General features: G+C 60.3%; 12 protein-coding genes. 1 reads left to right on the forward strand and 11 read right to left on the reverse strand.

Features of this window, described 5'->3' with window-relative positions; translation table 11 throughout:
* Window positions 1-20: 20 nt before the first annotated feature.
* The 10 genes from flgE to ppsA all read right to left on the reverse strand — a co-directional run bounded on the left by flgE (window position 21) and on the right by ppsA (window position 12,116).
* Complete coding sequence (gene flgE / locus ABWL39_RS16215) at window positions 21-1,535, reverse strand: flagellar hook protein FlgE (RefSeq protein WP_367793588.1); 1,515 nt, start codon at window positions 1,533-1,535, stop codon at window positions 21-23.
* Between the two features lie 14 nt (window positions 1,536-1,549).
* Window positions 1,550-2,227 (reverse strand): flagellar hook assembly protein FlgD, encoded by a 678-nt coding sequence (locus tag ABWL39_RS16220; RefSeq protein WP_367793591.1) that lies wholly within the window; start codon window positions 2,225-2,227, stop codon window positions 1,550-1,552.
* Window positions 2,228-2,237: 10 nt separating this feature from the next.
* The gene (flgC, locus tag ABWL39_RS16225; RefSeq protein WP_367793594.1) at window positions 2,238-2,642 is read right to left on the reverse strand and encodes a flagellar basal body rod protein FlgC; all 405 of its coding nucleotides are present in this window, start codon (window positions 2,640-2,642) and stop codon (window positions 2,238-2,240) included.
* 19 nt (window positions 2,643-2,661) lie between these two features.
* A complete protein-coding gene (gene flgB / locus ABWL39_RS16230; protein WP_367793597.1) occupies window positions 2,662-3,069 on the reverse strand; it encodes a flagellar basal body rod protein FlgB in 408 nt (135 codons plus the stop codon).
* 178 nt (window positions 3,070-3,247) lie between these two features.
* Window positions 3,248-5,065, reverse strand: a complete 1,818-nt coding sequence (locus ABWL39_RS16235) for a diguanylate cyclase (protein ID WP_367793600.1) — start codon at window positions 5,063-5,065, stop codon at window positions 3,248-3,250.
* A gap of 110 nt (window positions 5,066-5,175) precedes the next feature.
* A complete protein-coding gene (ftsB, locus tag ABWL39_RS16240) occupies window positions 5,176-5,493 on the reverse strand; it encodes a cell division protein FtsB (protein WP_367793603.1) in 318 nt (105 codons plus the stop codon).
* A gap of 81 nt (window positions 5,494-5,574) precedes the next feature.
* Window positions 5,575-6,861: a phosphopyruvate hydratase gene (gene eno / locus ABWL39_RS16245; protein ID WP_367793606.1), complete on the reverse strand. Its 1,287-nt coding sequence runs from the start codon at window positions 6,859-6,861 to the stop codon at window positions 5,575-5,577.
* 109 nt (window positions 6,862-6,970) lie between these two features.
* Entirely contained in the window at window positions 6,971-7,831 is an 861-nt protein-coding gene (gene kdsA / locus ABWL39_RS16250; protein WP_367793608.1) for a 3-deoxy-8-phosphooctulonate synthase, read from the reverse strand.
* A gap of 90 nt (window positions 7,832-7,921) precedes the next feature.
* Window positions 7,922-9,574 carry a CTP synthase gene (locus ABWL39_RS16255; protein WP_367793612.1) on the reverse strand — a complete coding sequence of 551 codons (1,653 nt, stop codon included), beginning with the start codon at window positions 9,572-9,574 and terminating at the stop codon, window positions 7,922-7,924.
* 157 nt (window positions 9,575-9,731) lie between these two features.
* On the reverse strand, window positions 9,732-12,116 hold the full coding sequence (gene ppsA / locus ABWL39_RS16260; RefSeq protein WP_367793744.1) for a phosphoenolpyruvate synthase: 2,385 nt from the start codon (window positions 12,114-12,116) through the stop codon (window positions 9,732-9,734).
* A 180-nt stretch (window positions 12,117-12,296) separates the two neighbouring features.
* Between ppsA and ABWL39_RS16265 the strand changes: the two genes are divergently transcribed.
* A complete protein-coding gene (locus tag ABWL39_RS16265; protein ID WP_367793615.1) occupies window positions 12,297-13,121 on the forward strand; it encodes a pyruvate, water dikinase regulatory protein in 825 nt (274 codons plus the stop codon).
* A 47-nt stretch (window positions 13,122-13,168) separates the two neighbouring features.
* Here ABWL39_RS16265 and ABWL39_RS16270 read toward each other — a convergent pair whose 3' ends face one another.
* A complete protein-coding gene (locus ABWL39_RS16270; protein ID WP_367793618.1) occupies window positions 13,169-15,919 on the reverse strand; it encodes a diguanylate cyclase in 2,751 nt (916 codons plus the stop codon).
* Window positions 15,920-16,104: the final 185 nt, after the last annotated feature.

Genomic DNA, 16,104 nt, shown 5'->3' on the forward strand with positions numbered 1-16,104 from the left:
GCTCTATAGCCCTAGTGTGCTTAACGCAGATTGACCAGCGTCTGCAGCACGGAGTCCTGCGTCTTGATGGTTTGCGCGTTGGCCTGATACGAGCGCTGCGCGGTGATCATATTGACCAGCTCGGCCGTCAGGTCGACATTCGAATCCTCCACCGCACCCGATTGCAGCGTGCCAAAACCGGCGTCGCCGGGCAGGCCGGTCTGCTCCGCGCCGGCCTGGAAGGTCTGCACCCACTGATTGTTGCCGGCGGGCTGCAAGCCTTGCTGGTTGGGAAAGTTGGCCATGCGCACAAAGCCTTCGGTACGCGTCTGACCGTTGGTGTAGCGCACGGTGATCGCGCCTTGCGGCGAAATCGCGAAGCCGGCCAGCTGCCCCGGTGCATAGCCATCCTGCTGGGTCTTGGCGGTAAAGCCGGAACCGAACTGGGTCGAGGACGCGAAGTTGAGCGGAAAGGTCAGCGGCGTGGTGGCACCGTAGGTAACCGTCGTGTTGACGCCCTTGACCTGGTTGATATTGGTCAGCTCGCTCGCGATGCCGGTCAGGTTCAGCGAGATATCGGGGGGCGTTGTCGGCGGATAGACACCACCAGGAAGGGGGCCGGTTGCGCCGGCAATCTTGTAGCCAACGAACTGGCCGTTGTTGTCGAACACCAGGCGGAGATCAGCCAGGCCGGGTAACGCGGCGCCCGTGTTGTCGTAGGCAGCACCGGTTGCGTCGACCTGGTTCTTGAAGGTCGCACCACCCGGCTCGCGCACCTGCACATTGATCGCGCTGGCACCGTCGGCCACCATCTTGACCGCCCACTCGTTGGGCGTCTCGGTCTTGACGTAGAACGTCGTCAGCGAGTGGGCAAAGCCCTGGCTGTCGTAGACCTGCAGCGACGTGGCCGTGTTGTAGCTGGAGGCATCGGGGATGGGCTTACCCAGGGGGCCACCCACGGGCGTGGCGGACGACAGGAAGGCATTCTTCGCCGTCGGCACCGCCGAGCGCGCATCCAGGTTGACCTTGAACAAGGCACCATTATCGGAGCCGATGCTGGCGCCAGTCGCTTGCGGCGCCGAGTTGCCGTTGGGGTCGATGCGTAGGTTAATCGGCTTGCCGCGGTCGGCAACGTCGGTTGCCACGCCGTTCAGCGGATCGATTGCCTTGGTCACGCCAAAGCCGGTCAGGTAGCTGCCGCGATTGTCGACGATAAAGCCGAACTGATCGAGCTTGAACTGGCCGTTGCGGGTGTAGCTCAAGGCGCCGGCGGGCGACGACATGCGGAAGAAGCCATTGTCGTTGATCGCGATATCGAGCGGATTGGCCGACGAGGTGATGTTGCCCTGCGTGAACTGCTGCGATACCCGGCTCACATAGGCACCGATACCGGACTGCGTGCCGGACAGGCCAACCAGTGTGGTGGCGAAGATGTCGGCAAATTCCGTGCGGGAATTCTTGAAGCCTACCGTGTTGGCGTTAGCCACGTTGTTGCCGATCACGTCCAGATTCTTGGCCGAGACGTTGAGGCCGGACAAACCCTGCTGGAAACCCATGTTCTAACTCCTGGTTACACGATTTGCTTGACATCGGTCATCGCGACGGTGCCGAGCGAGCCAATATCGAGTTTCACACCATCATCACCGAGCAGCACGCTGCCCACCTTGCCGAACGCATACTTGGTCGCATCAACCAGTGAGCCGTCCGCCGCCTTGGCCTGAACCGAGTAGCGGTAGGTCCCAGCCGGCAAGGCATTGCCGTTGTCGTCCTTGCCATCCCAATCGAGGCGCATCATGCCGGCCTTCTGTTCGCCGAGCACATGCTTGGCCACCTGGTTGCCGTCGGCATCGACAATCGAGATGGCCACACTGTCGACATCCTTGGCTAAATCGATGCCCGCCGAGGTGCCGCCGCTGCCGGTCAGCGCGAGCTGATTGCCCTGTACCAGCGCCTGACGGCCGATAACGCTCGCGGCCTGCATCGCCTGGCCGGCGACCATGTTCTTGGAGAGCGCGGCGATCGACTCATTGAGCTTGGTGATGCCGGTCACCGTGTTGATCTGCGCCATCTGCGTCGTCACTTGAGCGTTGTCGAGCGGATTGAGCGGATCCTGGTTACGCATCTGCGTAGTCAGCAGGCGCAGGAAGCGGTCCTGCGTCTCGTCCATCGAATTGGTGGACTTGGTCTGCTTGGTGCTGCTTGTACTGGCAGCGCTGCCTGCGCCGGAGACGGGGTTCACGTCAGCCATGGTTAGCTCCTTACTGGCCCAGCTGCAAGGTGCGCAGCAGCATGGTTTTTGCGGTATTCATCATGTCCGCGTTCGTTTGGTATGAACGCGATGCGGAAATCATGTTGACCATTTCTTCCACCGGATTGACGTTGGGCATCGTGACGTAGCCCTGATCGTTTGCCAGCGGGTTCTTCGGGTCGTAAATCATCCGGGCCGGGGCCGGATCTTCAATGACCTCGCGCACGCGCACGCCGGCGACGCTCGGTTGCGCCTTGTTCAGCGGCGTCGTTTCAAACACCACCTGCTTGGCCTTGTAGGGCTGGCCCGTGGCACTCGTCGCACTGTCGGCATTGGCCAGGTTGCTCGCCACCACATTCAGGCGCTGCGATTGGGCTGCCATGGCGGAACCGGCGATGTCGAATACCTTGAACATATGCTAATCGTCGCCTTGTTTATCGGGTCTGCAATGCACTGGTCAGCGAGCGGATACGGCTGGTCATAAAGGTCAGCTCCGCCTGATAGCGCACGGCGTTGTCAGTAAAATCGGCCATCTCGGTGTCGGTATCGACCGTGTTGCCGTCGATGCTGGCCTGCTTCTCCGTGCGGTACAACACCTTCGCATCGAGCGGGTTGCTGGCACCGGCCAGGCCAAGATGGTGCTGGTCAGTGGTGGCCATCTTCAATGTGTCGTTCTTGATGCCTTGCGCATTGGCCAGCGCAGCAGCGAAGTCAATGTCCTTGGCCTTGTAGCCAGGCGTATCGGCGTTGGCGATATTGGAGCCGAGCAATTCCTGGCGATAGGTGCGCAGTTTCATTGCCTGTTCCATAAACGCGAATTCGCGGTCAATCTTGCCGATCATCGGACTCATCCTGAGTAAGGTATCCGATGTAATGCATGAACCGTGCCATGTCCTGGCAACAGTCAAAAACCATGCTCAAATCAATGATTTTATTGGATAAAAAAATATCGCCGCAGAAGCGGCGATATTTTTCAGACGAAAACGGCGGTGAGAGCGGCAATAATTGCCGGTGGGGCGGCTACCCGGCGGCAACGACCTTGTTCTTGCCGGTTTTCTTGGCGACATACATCGCCTCGTCGGCACGCCCGATGACCGACTCCTGCTCCTCCCCGGCACGATAGGTAGCCACACCAGCGCTGAATGTGATCAGCAGGCGCTCATTGTTGTAGAGGAAAAATTGCTTGGTGAGCTCGCGCTGCAGGCGCGCCATGACATTGACCCCCTCTTCCAGCGGCGTATTCGCCAACAACACGACAAATTCCTCCCCTCCATAGCGGGCTACAACATCGGTGGGGCGCAGCGTATCCTTCACCACCTTCACCAGGTGCACCAGCGCGCTGTCCCCGGCCATGTGGCCGAGCCGATCGTTGAGCTGCTTGAAGTTGTCGATATCGAGGATCGCGACCGACAGAGGCATGTCTTCGCGTTCGCTGCGCGACAGCTCGGCACGGAACGACTCCTCCAGCCCCCGGCGATTGAGCGCGCCGGTCAGATGGTCCTCGCGCACCTTTTCACTGATCGTCTTGAGCTCGTTCTCGAGCGCATCGATACGTCGCTCGGCCTCGTCCGCCTGACGGCGCGCCTCAAGCATGTCGTCGCGCGAGCGCAGCATATCCACCTGCATGGAGCGGGTATCGTTCATCAACTCGGACAACAGGCGATTCAGCTGAACCATGTCGTCGGTCTGCTTGATGCGCTCGGCGTAGGTGGTGACCTTGTCGTGATAGTTGCCTGTCGTGCTCGACATCGCGCCCAACCGGTCAATGAAGGTCGCGATCATATTCTTGAACGTCGCCTTGGCCTCATTCAAGCCTTGTTTCAGCACACTCTGCCTGACGATCACCTCCTTGAAGCTGGCTTCCGCATCGTAGATGCGGCCAACCGACAGCGGCTTGACGATCAGATCACGCACAACGACAAGCTGCCCCTCAAGCCACTTGTCGTCGATCACCAGCTCGGCGATGTTCTCGACCAGCAGCTCGAGCAGACGCAGCAGGCCGCCAAGCAGGCGTTCTTCGGTATCGTTTTGCAACTCGAGCCGGGTGCAGAACTTGCGCAGCTTCGCCGCGAAATGCAACAGGCCACCCTCGTCGCGCACATTGGCCACGGCCACCTTGAGCGCGGCCGCCTCTTCCTGCAGATGCGGCAGGCCACCGAGCCGCGCCACCACGCCGATATCGAGTATCAGGCCCAGCAGCTCGACCCAGGTGCCAAAATTGGTGCCAGCCGGTGCCACGACAGGGCCGCCCGGCGCGGTGGCCCCCGATGCAGCAGGGCTGGCCGGAGCAGCCGCATTCAGCACGCCGGTTTCCCCGTCCGCCTCGAGCACCTCGACACCGGCAGAGGGTGTTCCGCCTTCCGCCCAGCCTTTCAGCATGCCGGTGAGCTTTTCGTTGAGGGACGACAGGTCGGCGCCAAAGTTGGTCAGTACGCGCTCCAGGGCTTCTTTCTTCTTGGAGGAAGAAAATCCGGGCCGATGCAGATCCCACTCGCGGATCAAATCCCGGATGAGCTCGGCCCAAGGGCGGGCGAAATGCCCGCTGGCAATGCTGTGCAGCAGCTCGTCTTCATAGAGCGAGAAAAAATCGGTCCAGCGCTTGTCCTGCACCGCCTGCTCGAGCTCCCGCAGGGCACGCTGGCGCACCGGGCTGCTGCCCGCCCCCTCCCGCAGGGGCTGCATCAAGGCCGAGACGAGCGCGCTGTCGTCGGCCGCCTCGATACCGGCAATCTCGTTGTAGATGCGGCGATAGTTCTCCGGGTCGGGCATCACCTTGCGCTGAGCCATCAACTTCAGCGTTTCGCGCGCGACCAGTGACGGGTTAACCGATTTCTCCATACGGATTCGTTCAACCTTGCTCTAGAGTTGGCAAAGCCCGCGCAGACGGGCACTACATCACATATTAGATGGGAGACTAACGTTTACAACGCCGGCAGGCCAGATAAAAACTATCGTGCGGGCGTTTTGGCTGGAGGCACGGCCGGGGAAGCCGCAGGAACCTCGATCACCTGGAAGAAGACTTCGTCTTGCCGGATCATGCCCAGCTCGTTGCGCGCGCGTTCTTCGATCGCGTCGTAACCTTGCTTGAGGTCTTTGACTTCGGCCTCGAGCGCCGAGTTGCGCGCCTGCAATTGCTGGTTCGCCACTTTCTGGCGGGTCAACTCGCTGTCGTTTTTCCACACGCTGAGCCAACTGCCCTTGCCCACCCATAGTGGATATTGCAGCAACGCAATCAGCACAACCAGGATCAACGTCAAAAAGCGCATAAAAAAACCCGCAACACCCGTAGCATTGAATGAAAATTGCCGCGAGTGTTGCAGGGTTCCCAGATTATTTCAAGCTACGTATCACTTGAGGTGATAAAAAGCCTTGCGGCCAGGATAGTAGGCAGCGTCGCCCAGCTCTTCCTCGATACGCAGCAACTGGTTGTATTTAGCCATGCGGTCCGAACGCGACAGCGAGCCGGTCTTGATCTGCATGCAGTTGGTCGCCACGGCCAGGTCGGCAATCGTGCTGTCCTCGGTCTCGCCGGAACGATGCGACATCACCGAGGTGTACAGGTTGCGCTTGGCCAGATCGACGGCCTGCAGCGTTTCGGAGAGCGTGCCGATCTGGTTGATCTTCACCAACAGCGAGTTGCAGATACCGGTTTCGATGCCCTTGGCCAGGATCTTCGGATTGGTTACGAATACGTCGTCGCCAACCAGCTGCACCTTCTTGCCAAGCTTGTCGGTCAACAGCTTCCAGCCATCCCAGTCGTGCTCGCTCATGCCGTCTTCGATCGAAATGATCGGGTACTTGTCGACCAGCGTTGCCAGGTAGTCGGCAAACTGTGCCGAGGTCAGCTTCAGGCCGCCCTCGCCTTCGAGCACATAGTGGCCGTCCTTGTAGAACTCGGAGCTGGCGCAATCGAGCGCGAACATCACATCCTCGCCCGGGGTGTAGCCGGCAGCGGTGACCGCCTCGCTGATCAGCGCCAGGGCTTCTTCGTTCGACTTCAGGTTCGGTGCGAAACCGCCTTCGTCGCCAACAGTGGTCGGCATGCCCTTGGCGTCGATGATCTTCTTCAGGTGATGGAAGATCTCGGCGCCGCAGCGCAGTGCGTCACGGAAGGTCTTGGCGCCCACCGGCATGATCATGAATTCCTGGATGTCCAGGCTGTTGTTGGCGTGTGCGCCGCCGTTGATGACGTTCATCATCGGCACCGGCAGGGCCATCGGGCCAGCACCACCGAGATAACGGTAGAGCGGCAAGCCAGCCTCTTCCGCAGCGGCCTTGGCGACAGCAACCGAGACGGCCAGAATGGCATTGGCGCCGAGGCGGCTCTTGTTGTCGGTGCCGTCAAGCTCGATCAGCGTCTTGTCGATGAAGGCCTGATCAGCCGCATCGAGGCCGATGATGGCTTCGCAGATCTCGGTGTTGACGCTCTCGACGGCCTTCAGCACGCCCTTGCCCAGGTAGCGGGCCTTGTCGCCATCGCGCAGTTCGACGGCTTCCTTTTCGCCGGTCGACGCGCCCGACGGTACCGCTGCGCGGCCCATCACGCCGGACTCGAGCAGGACATCGGCTTCAACGGTCGGATTGCCGCGCGAATCCAGAATCTCACGTGCTACAACTTCTACAATAGAGCTCATCTCTCAAACCTTGTTATGCAAGAAGTGAATAATCGTTTGTATTACGGCGCGTGGGGTGTTTGCAGCATGCAGGCGACGCCTTCTGCTGTCTATCGGTGAACACCCGGAATCAGTTACCCAGCAGGGCGTTTTCGGCAAAACCGGCCTGCTTGACCATGCCGTCCAGCGCCTTCAACGTCGCCAGCAACGACTTGAGCTGGCCGAGCGGCCATGCGTTTGGCCCATCGGACAACGCCTCACACGGGTTGGGATGGGTTTCCATGAACAGGCCCGAGATACCGGCAGCAACGGCCGCGCGCGCCAGCACCGGCACGAATTCGCGCTGCCCACCCGAGACGGCGCCCTGCCCGCCCGGCAACTGCACCGAGTGGGTTGCATCGAACACAACCGGGCACCCCGTTTCGCGCATGATCGCCAGCGAACGCATGTCCGACACCAGATTGTTGTAACCGAAGCTGACGCCGCGCTCGCACGCCATGAAGTTGTCTTCCTTGAGGCCCGCCTCACGCGCGGCTTCACGCGCCTTGTCCATGACATTCTTCATGTCATGGGGCGCCAAGAACTGCCCCTTCTTGATATTGACCGGCTTGCCGGATTGCGCGCAGGCACGGATGAAGTCGGTCTGACGGCACAGGAAAGCCGGCGTCTGCAGGACATCGACAACATCGGCCACCGGCTTGATCTGATCGACCTCGTGAATATCGGTCAGCACCGGCACTCCGAGTTGTTCCTTGACCTTGGCCAGAATACGCAGCCCTTCGTCCATGCCGAAGCCACGGAACGACTTGCCGGAGGAGCGATTGGCCTTGTCGAAGCTGGATTTATAGATGAACGGGATTTGCAGTTCCGCAGCAATTTCCTTGAGCTGGCCTGCCGTATCGATGGCGAATTGCTCACCCTCGATCACGCAGGGGCCGGCAATCAGGAAGAACGGGCGATCGAGCCCGACATCAAAGCCACACAGCTTCATGGTGTTACCTCGTTATGTTGGCCACCGGAGTGGCTCCAGTGGCCTGGCATGCAACGCGCAACCGGTACGAGCTGGTTGCGTCACCTTCGATCAGCAGCTCAGGCCGTCACGCCCATGCTCACGCGCATAAGCCATGGCAGCCTCGACATAAGCCTTGAACAGCGGATGACCGTCGCGGGGTGTCGAGGTGAACTCGGGATGGAACTGGCAACCGAAGAACCAGCGGTGATCGGGCAACTCGATGGTCTCGCACAGATGGTTCGGATCCGTCGAGCGGCCGCTCACCTTGAGCCCGGCCGTTTGTAGACGCGGCAGGTAATGGTTGTTGACTTCATAGCGGTGGCGATGGCGCTCGACGATCCGCGTTGAGCCATAGATACGCGCCGCCAGCGAGCCGGTCTCGAGATCGCAATCCTGGCTACCCAGGCGCATGGTGCCGCCCATATTGGAGTTCTCGTCGCGAGTCTCGACCTGGCCATCGTGGTTGATCCACTCGTCGATCAGCGCAACGACAGGGAATGGCGTGTCACGCGTAAATTCGGTCGAGTTGGCGCCAGCCATGCCGGCCACGTCGCGGGCATATTCGATCAGCGCCAGCTGCATGCCCAGGCAGATGCCCAGGTAGGGAACATTATTCTCACGCGCATAGCGAATTGCGCGGATCTTGCCTTCGACGCCACGCTTGCCGAAACCGCCCGGCACCAGAATGGCATCCATGCCCTTCAGGTCAACCAGATCCCCCGTCTCGAGCTCTTCCGAGTCGAGGTAGTGAATCTTGACGTCGCTCTTGGTATGGATGCCGGCGTGCTTGAGCGCCTCGATCAGGGATTTGTAGGACTCGGTAAGGTCGACATACTTGCCCACCATCGCGATGTTGACCGTCTGTGCGGGGTTCTCGATCGCCTCGACGATGCGGTCCCACAGGCCCAGATCGGCCTTGGGCAGATCGAGCTGCAACTGCTTGCAGATGATGTTGTCGATACCCTGATCGGAAAGTACGCGTGGAATCTTGTAAATGGAATCCATGTCGGGGCAGGACACCACCGCGCGCTCCGCCACATTGGTGAACAGCGCGATCTTCTTGCGTTCATCGTCCGGCACCATGCGATCCGCACGGCAGATCAGCACGTCAGGCTGGATGCCGATTTCACGCAATTCCTTGACCGAGTGCTGCGTCGGCTTGGTCTTGATCTCGCCGGCCGCAGCAATATAAGGCACATAGGACAGGTGTACAAAGCAGGTGTTCTCCCGCCCCAGCTCTACGCCCATCTGGCGGATCGCTTCGAGGAAGGGCAAGGATTCGATATCACCGACCGTGCCGCCAACCTCGATCACAGCCAATTCAGCATCGGCCGCGCCCTGGTTGACGAAGAGCTTGATCTCATCGGTGATATGCGGAATTACCTGCACCGTCTTGCCAAGATAGTCGCCGCGACGCTCCTTCTTGATTACCGATTCGTAGATCTGGCCCGTCGTGAAGTTATTGGCTTTCTTCATCTTGGCATGGATGAAGCGCTCATAGTGGCCGAGATCGAGATCGGTCTCCGCGCCGTCTTCGGTCACGAAGACTTCACCGTGCTGCATCGGGCTCATGGTGCCGGGATCCACGTTGATGTACGGGTCCAGCTTCATCATGGTGACCTTGAGGCCGCGGGATTCGAGGATCGCTGCAAGTGACGCGGCGGCGATGCCTTTACCCAGAGAGGAGACAACGCCGCCGGTTACGAAGATGTATTTAGTCATGTTGATACTGGCTAAATTGAATTCGGTATTCTACAGGAAAAGCCCTCCCCCCTCAAACTGAGCTGCATTGGTGAAATCCCCGCTAGCTCCAACCCCGCCCTCACGATCAACAAAAAAGGGCGCCATCAAGGCGCCCTTCTTGCAACGGTGAGACCGCTTACTTGCTCAATTCCTTGGCAAGGTAAATCCAGGTCTCGACCACGGTATCCGGGTTCAGCGATACCGTCTCGATACCCTCCTCGACCAGCCACTTGGCCAGATCCGGGTGGTCCGACGGGCCTTGGCCGCAGATGCCGATGTACTTGCCCTGCTTGCGACAAGCCTTGATCGCCATCGACAGCATGGCCTTGACCGCATCGTTACGCTCGTCGAACAGCGATGCGATCGGGCCGCCGGAATCGCGATCCAGCGCCAGCGTCAGCTGCGTCATATCGTTCGAGCCGATCGAGAAGCCATCGAAGTACTCGAGGAACTGCTCAGCCAGAATTGCGTTGGCCGGGATTTCACACATCATGATCAGGCGCAGGCCGTTGTCACCGCGCTTCAGGCCGTTTTGCGCCAGCAACTCGACAACCTGCTTGGCTTCGGTCACGGTACGCACGAACGGGATCATGACTTCCACGTTGGTCAGGCCCATGATGTTGCGGACCTTCTTCAGTGCACGGCATTCGAGCTCGAAGCAGTCGCGGAACGACTCGCTGACGTAACGCGATGCGCCACGGAAGCCGATCATCGGGTTCTCCTCGTGCGGCTCGTACAGCTGGCCACCGATCAGGTTCGAGTACTCGTTCGACTTGAAGTCGGACATGCGCACGATGACCTTCTTCGGTGCGAATGCGGCACCAATGGTGGCGATGCCTTCGACCAGCTTCTCGACGTAGAAGTCGACCGGGCTGGCGTAGCCACCGATGCGGTCTTCGATCACATCCTTGACGTCGCTGGGCAGGTTTGGATAGGCCAGCAGTGCCTTCGGGTGAATGCCGATCATGCGGTTGATGATGAATTCGAGGCGGGCCAGGCCGACGCCTTCGTTCGGCAGCTGAGCAAAGTCAAACGCCAGCTCCGGGTTGCCCACGTTCATCATGAGCTTGACCGGGGGCGTCGGCATCTTATCGAGCTGCAGGTCGAGCACTTCGACCTCAAGCAGACCCTTGTAGATATTGCCGGTATCGCCCTCGGCGCACGATACGGTGACTTCCATACCGTCTTCGAGCACGTCGGTCGCGTCGCCGCAGCCCACGACGGCGGGCACGCCGAGTTCACGCGCGATGATGGCCGCGTGGCAGGTACGGCCGCCACGGTTGGTCACAATCGCCGCGGCACGCTTCATCACCGGCTCCCAGTCAGGGTCGGTCATGTCGGTTACCAGGATGTCGCCTTCCTTCACGCGCTCCATCTGCGATACGTCGGTGATCATGCGCACCACGCCCTTGCCGATCTTCTGACCGATGGCACGGCCGGAGGCCAAAATCTCGGAGCGGGTCAGCAGGCGGAAACGACGCATGGTTTCCACGCGGTTTTCCTGCGACTTCACGGTTTCCGGGCGTGCCTGCAGGATGTACAACTTACCATCCACGCCATCACGACCCCATTCGATGTCCATCGGGCGCTGATAGTGCTTCTCGATAATCAGTGCGTACTTGGCCAGTTCCTCGACTTCGGCATCGTTGATCGAGAACACGCCACGCTCGCTGGCTGGTACTTCAACGGTCTTGACCGAACGGCCGGCCTCGCGGCTGTCGGTGAAGATCATCTTGATCAGCTTGGAACCGCGGTTACGGCGCAGAACCGCCGGACGGCCTTCCTGCAGGCCGGCCTTGTTCACATAGAACTCGTCAGGGTTGACGGCGCCTTGCACCACGGTCTCGCCCAGACCATAGGACGAGGTAATGAAGACCACGTTTTCGAAACCGGATTCGGTATCGATGGTGAACATCACGCCCGATGCGCCCTTGTCGGAACGCACCATGCGCTGTACGCCGGCGGACAGGGCGACTTCAGCATGGGTGAAGCCCTTGTGGACGCGGTAAGCAATGGCGCGATCGTTGTACAGCGAAGCAAATACATGCTTCATGGCCGACATGACATTCTGCAGGCCATGGATGTTCAGGAAGGTTTCCTGCTGGCCGGCAAATGAGGCATCAGGCAGGTCTTCCGCTGTGGCGGACGAGCGTACGGCTACCGAGATTTCCGCGCCGGAATCGGCGACCATCTTGTTGTACGCTTCGGTGATTTCCGCTTCGAGCTTGGCAGGGAACGGGGTATCGACAATCCATTGGCGGACTTGCGCGCCCACCTTGGCCAAGGTGGCAACGTCATCGACGTTCAGGGTCTTGACCGCGTCTTCGATTCGAGCTGCCAGACCTTCGTGTTGCAGAAAGTCGCGGTAAGCTTCAGCCGTGGTAGCAAAGCCACCAGGAACGCGCACGCCGGTGTTGGCGAGCTGGGAAATCATCTCGCCCAGCGATGCGTTCTTGCCGCCGACCTTGTCTACGTCGGTCATGCGTAGCTTGTCGAACCAAATGACGTAATTCTCTGCCATCATCAAATTCCTGTAATTGTGGGGAAATCGTAGAGGCGGGATTTTAACTTTTTTATGCCTGTTTTGGCACTGTTTATTGCAGACCCGCCTTGCTCGGCGTGGAATAATTGTTCTAACCCATGGCGCCGTTCCCTCACTACAATACGGGCCTCAGCAATCTGACAACAATCGGGGTAAACCATGCCGCATCGCCGTTCTGTCTTCGTCGTATCCGATCGTACCGGTATCACCGCGGAAATGCTGGGCCACAGCCTGCTCACCCAGTTCGAGGGGATGGAGTTCCGTCGTGTCACCCTGCCATTCATCGATTCGGCGGAAAAAGCCCATGCCGCGGCGGAACAGATCAGGTTGGCGGCAGAAAACGAGCACGAGCGCCCCATCGTGTTCAGCTCGCTCGTCAACGACGAAATTCGCGAGGCATTCAAGCTCGATTGCGCGCTCTGTCTGGATTTCTTCGAAGCCTTCATCTCCCCCCTCGAAAAGGAACTCGGCCGGCCCTCTTCGCACACGGTCGGCAAGTCCCACAGCGTGGCGAATTTCCAGGAGTACAACGCCAGGATCGAGGCGGTGAATTTCTCCATGGCGCACGACGACGGCATCAAGCCACGCGACCTGGCCGACGCCGATGTGATTCTGGTCGGCGTGTCGCGCTCGGGCAAGACGCCAACCTGCCTGTACATGGCGCTGCAGTTCGGCATCAAGGCCGCCAACTACCCGTTGATCCCGGAAGATCTTGGCGAAATCAAGTTGCCCGCCGCGCTGGCGCCCTACAAGCACAAGCTGTTCGGCCTCACCATCGCAGCGGAACGGCTGGCGCAGATTCGCAGCGAACGCAAACCGAACAGCAAATATGCGTCGCTGGACAATTGCCGCTTTGAAATCGGCGAGGTCGAGGCGATTTTCCGCAGGGAAGGCGTGCCTTACCTCAACACCACCAGCAAATCGATCGAAGAGATTTCAAGCACCATCCTGCATCGCGCTAGCCTGGAACGCCGCGTGTTCTAGTGCTTGAGACGCACACAAGCCGGCCCAGCGCCGGCTTGGCCGGCGGCTCAGCCTGCGTCCCGCCCTGAACCGCTGCGCACGGCGGCCTCGACACGATTGCGCCCCAGGTGCTTGGCCTGATACAGGGCGAGGTCGGCAATTCCCAGCAATTGCTCGATTGTTTGCGCGGCACATTCCGGATAACCCGCCACGCCGATACTGACGGTCACCGTGACCCGGGTTTCATCCGCCAAGACGCAGGGCGACCTCTCGATCAATTCCCGCAACGACTCGGCCAGTACAGCCGCCTGAGCCATATCCGTCTGCGGCAGCAGGAGCGTCAACTCTTCGCCGCCATAACGCGCCGCCACATCGCTTTGCCGGGTTCGCGACAGCAGCAACTGGGCCACGTGGGCGATGACGGCATCACCTGCCTGATGGCCATAACGGTCGTTGATCGTCTTGAAATGATCCAGGTCGAGCATCAGTAGCGCGAGCGACGATTCATGGCGCCGTGCCCGCGCAAATTCGCTCGTCATTGCGCTGACCAGGTAGCGCCGGTTGTACAGCTGCGTCAATCCATCCATGACCGAGAGCCGCATCAGCTCTTCGTTGGCACGCTGCAGCGCGCGCTCGGCAGCCTTGCGCTCGGCAATGCTGCGCAAGATGCCTACCGTGTTGACGTCACCGCGATACAGCGTGGTGCCAACCGATATCTCCACCTCGATTTTCCTGCCCGTGGTCGTCACCACCTCGGTTTCATAGATCGACTCCACCGGCTCGCCGGCCATGCGACGCTGGTGGCGCGCGACGACCACATCGCGCTGGCCGTCGGGGAGGAAGGAGGTGAACGGTTTACCAAGCAACAGGCTGGCATCCTTGGTCTCCATCATGTTGATCATCGCGTCGTTGACGAACTCGACCATCCCGTTGCGCACCACCACGACACCGTCCCACGCATTTTGCACCAACATGGCGTAGCGCAGCTCGGATTCACGCAGCGCTTCCAGCGCCTGGTTGCGCTCGTCGATTTCAAGTGCCAGTTGGCGGTTGAGATGTTGCAACGCCTCGGTGCGCGCCTCGACCAGTTGATCCAGTGCCACCTTCTCCTGCGCCAGTCCGGCTTCCGCCTGCTTGCGTGCGGTAATTTCGGTCGCAACGCCACCTAGCGCGTAGGCCCGGCCGTTTGCATCGAACAGCAGAAACTTGCTGGCGAGAAAGACCTTGGTCGGCCCGCCGAGGCTGAGTTGCTCTTCAAAATCAGCCGGCGCCCGCGTCGCAAGTACCGTCTGATCATGCTTCTGCAATTGCATCGCCACCCACGGCGGAAACAAATCGGTATCAGCCTGCCCCAGCACGGCCTTTTCATCGAGCCCGAGCAGGTCGTACATGGACTGATTGGCCAGCAGATAGCGTCCCTGCAAGTCCTTCAGGAATATCAACGACTGTGAATGGTCGATCACGTCACGCAGGCGTCGCTCGCTTTCACGCAGCGCCCGCTCGGCCTGCTGCCGTTGCGCCGATTCGGCCTGCAAAGCGGTATTCAGCGACTCGAGCGCGACCACGCTGTCCTGCAGGCGGCGGTTCGTCTCGGCTTGTTCTGCCCCGGTCCTGCCCAAGTCGGAGATGGTGCGCTCGATCTTGGTGGCCATCGCATTGAAGGCTCCGATCAGCGGCCCGAACTCGTCATCCCGCCTCAGGTAGACACGCTGGGCATAATCACCCGCAGTGATTCGCCTGGCGGCCTCCGACAGCATGACCAGCGGCCTGGACATATGGCCCGCCAGCCACGCCCCCATCAACAGCGCCAGCAGCAGCACCACGCCGCTGCCAACGGCAATCGCCCGCATGGCACGCTGCTGCCCCTCGGCGACGATCGGCGTCAGCCGGTCGGACGTTGATGCCGTCACACTTGCCGGCAACACGACCCCCAGCCGCCACGGCGTCACCCGCAGCGAATGGAATGCCAGAAATTTGTCCACGCCGTGCAGGTTTGCCTTGAGCACACCGGCATCGCCCAGTGCCATACTTTTCAATACCCGCTCGGTGTCATTGCCTTGCTGCGGAATGACCGGCGTCAGTTCCGCACTGGCAATCCCGAGATCGGCCTCTGCCTCCGTCGTGGCGGCGATCAAATGGCGACGTGCATCGATCAAGAAGGTATAGCTGCCAGGAATTGCCCCCTGGCGTTCGAACTCGCGTTCGACATTGGACAGCGGCAACACGGCACCAAACAGGCCGATCGCCTCGCCCCTGACGACCACTGGCGAGACAAGCTCAACCACGGCTCGGCGGCTGCTGCCAACGGTGTCCGCATGCAGGTCACCAGCACGGATGTCGCCGGCCTTGAAGCCACCCTGCACCATCCCTACCAGGGAGGTCGAGAACTGCTCGATGCCTCGCTCAAGCGGCCCCCCACCATAGGGCATCAGCGTGACATGGCCGGATTTGGTGTCGTAGTAAAAAACGGTGAGACCCATGGTGTCGCGGGATGACAGCGAGCCAAGTAGCCCTGGCAGTGCCTCCTGCAGGTCACCACCGCGACTGACGTGCCGCGACAGCGCACTCGCTCCGTCCCCCGCCAACGCCGCAACGGCTTCAAGCTGGCTGTCGAGTAGTGCCGCACGGCTCCTGACCAGACGATCGAGCAATACCTCGGTTTGCCCCAGCAACTCACCGTACAAATTCCGCTTGATGCGCAATGTCGTGTCGTCGAGCGCCCGCCAGGTCAGGAAGGCAAAGCCGACCGACAACGCGACGACCACGAGCGTCAGCAGCAATGTCAGGCGCCGGGAGAAATGCATGGGAAGTCGTACCATCGCAATCCACCTGCCGTGTCAGGAAAGAATCGAAGTGATGTACAAACTGCTGGATACACGTCACCCGCGACAACATGCCGACACATCGACGGCATGCGAGCACATCGCCACAAGCAACGCCGGCCCGCAAACAGTTGCAGGCCCGTGATGGCATTCTAGTTGGGGGGTAGCACTATTTCACCACA

The organism is Chitinivorax sp. PXF-14 (assembly GCF_040812015.1).
In the GTDB taxonomy this organism is placed as follows: Bacteria; Pseudomonadota; Gammaproteobacteria; order Burkholderiales; family SCOH01; genus JBFNXJ01.

Excerpts from the sequence above, each read along its gene's own strand:
- flgE (WP_367793588.1), bottom strand. The coding sequence starts at position 1,535 with ATGGGTTTCCAGCAGGGTTTGTCCGGCCTCAACGTCTCGGCCAAGAAT.
- eno (WP_367793606.1), bottom strand. The coding sequence starts at position 6,861 with ATGAGCTCTATTGTAGAAGTTGTAGCACGTGAGATTCTGGATTCGCGC.
- ABWL39_RS16220 (WP_367793591.1), bottom strand. The coding sequence starts at position 2,227 with ATGGCTGACGTGAACCCCGTCTCCGGCGCAGGCAGCGCTGCCAGTACA.
- kdsA (WP_367793608.1), bottom strand. The coding sequence starts at position 7,831 with ATGAAGCTGTGTGGCTTTGATGTCGGGCTCGATCGCCCGTTCTTCCTG.
- ppsA (WP_367793744.1), bottom strand. The coding sequence starts at position 12,116 with ATGGCAGAGAATTACGTCATTTGGTTCGACAAGCTACGCATGACCGAC.
- flgB (WP_367793597.1), bottom strand. The coding sequence starts at position 3,069 with ATGATCGGCAAGATTGACCGCGAATTCGCGTTTATGGAACAGGCAATG.
- ABWL39_RS16255 (WP_367793612.1), bottom strand. The coding sequence starts at position 9,574 with ATGACTAAATACATCTTCGTAACCGGCGGCGTTGTCTCCTCTCTGGGT.
- ftsB (WP_367793603.1), bottom strand. The coding sequence starts at position 5,493 with ATGCGCTTTTTGACGTTGATCCTGGTTGTGCTGATTGCGTTGCTGCAA.
- ABWL39_RS16270 (WP_367793618.1), bottom strand. The coding sequence starts at position 15,919 with ATGGTACGACTTCCCATGCATTTCTCCCGGCGCCTGACATTGCTGCTG.
- ABWL39_RS16235 (WP_367793600.1), bottom strand. The coding sequence starts at position 5,065 with ATGGAGAAATCGGTTAACCCGTCACTGGTCGCGCGCGAAACGCTGAAG.
- flgC (WP_367793594.1), bottom strand. The coding sequence starts at position 2,642 with ATGTTCAAGGTATTCGACATCGCCGGTTCCGCCATGGCAGCCCAATCG.
- ABWL39_RS16265 (WP_367793615.1), top strand. The coding sequence starts at position 12,297 with ATGCCGCATCGCCGTTCTGTCTTCGTCGTATCCGATCGTACCGGTATC.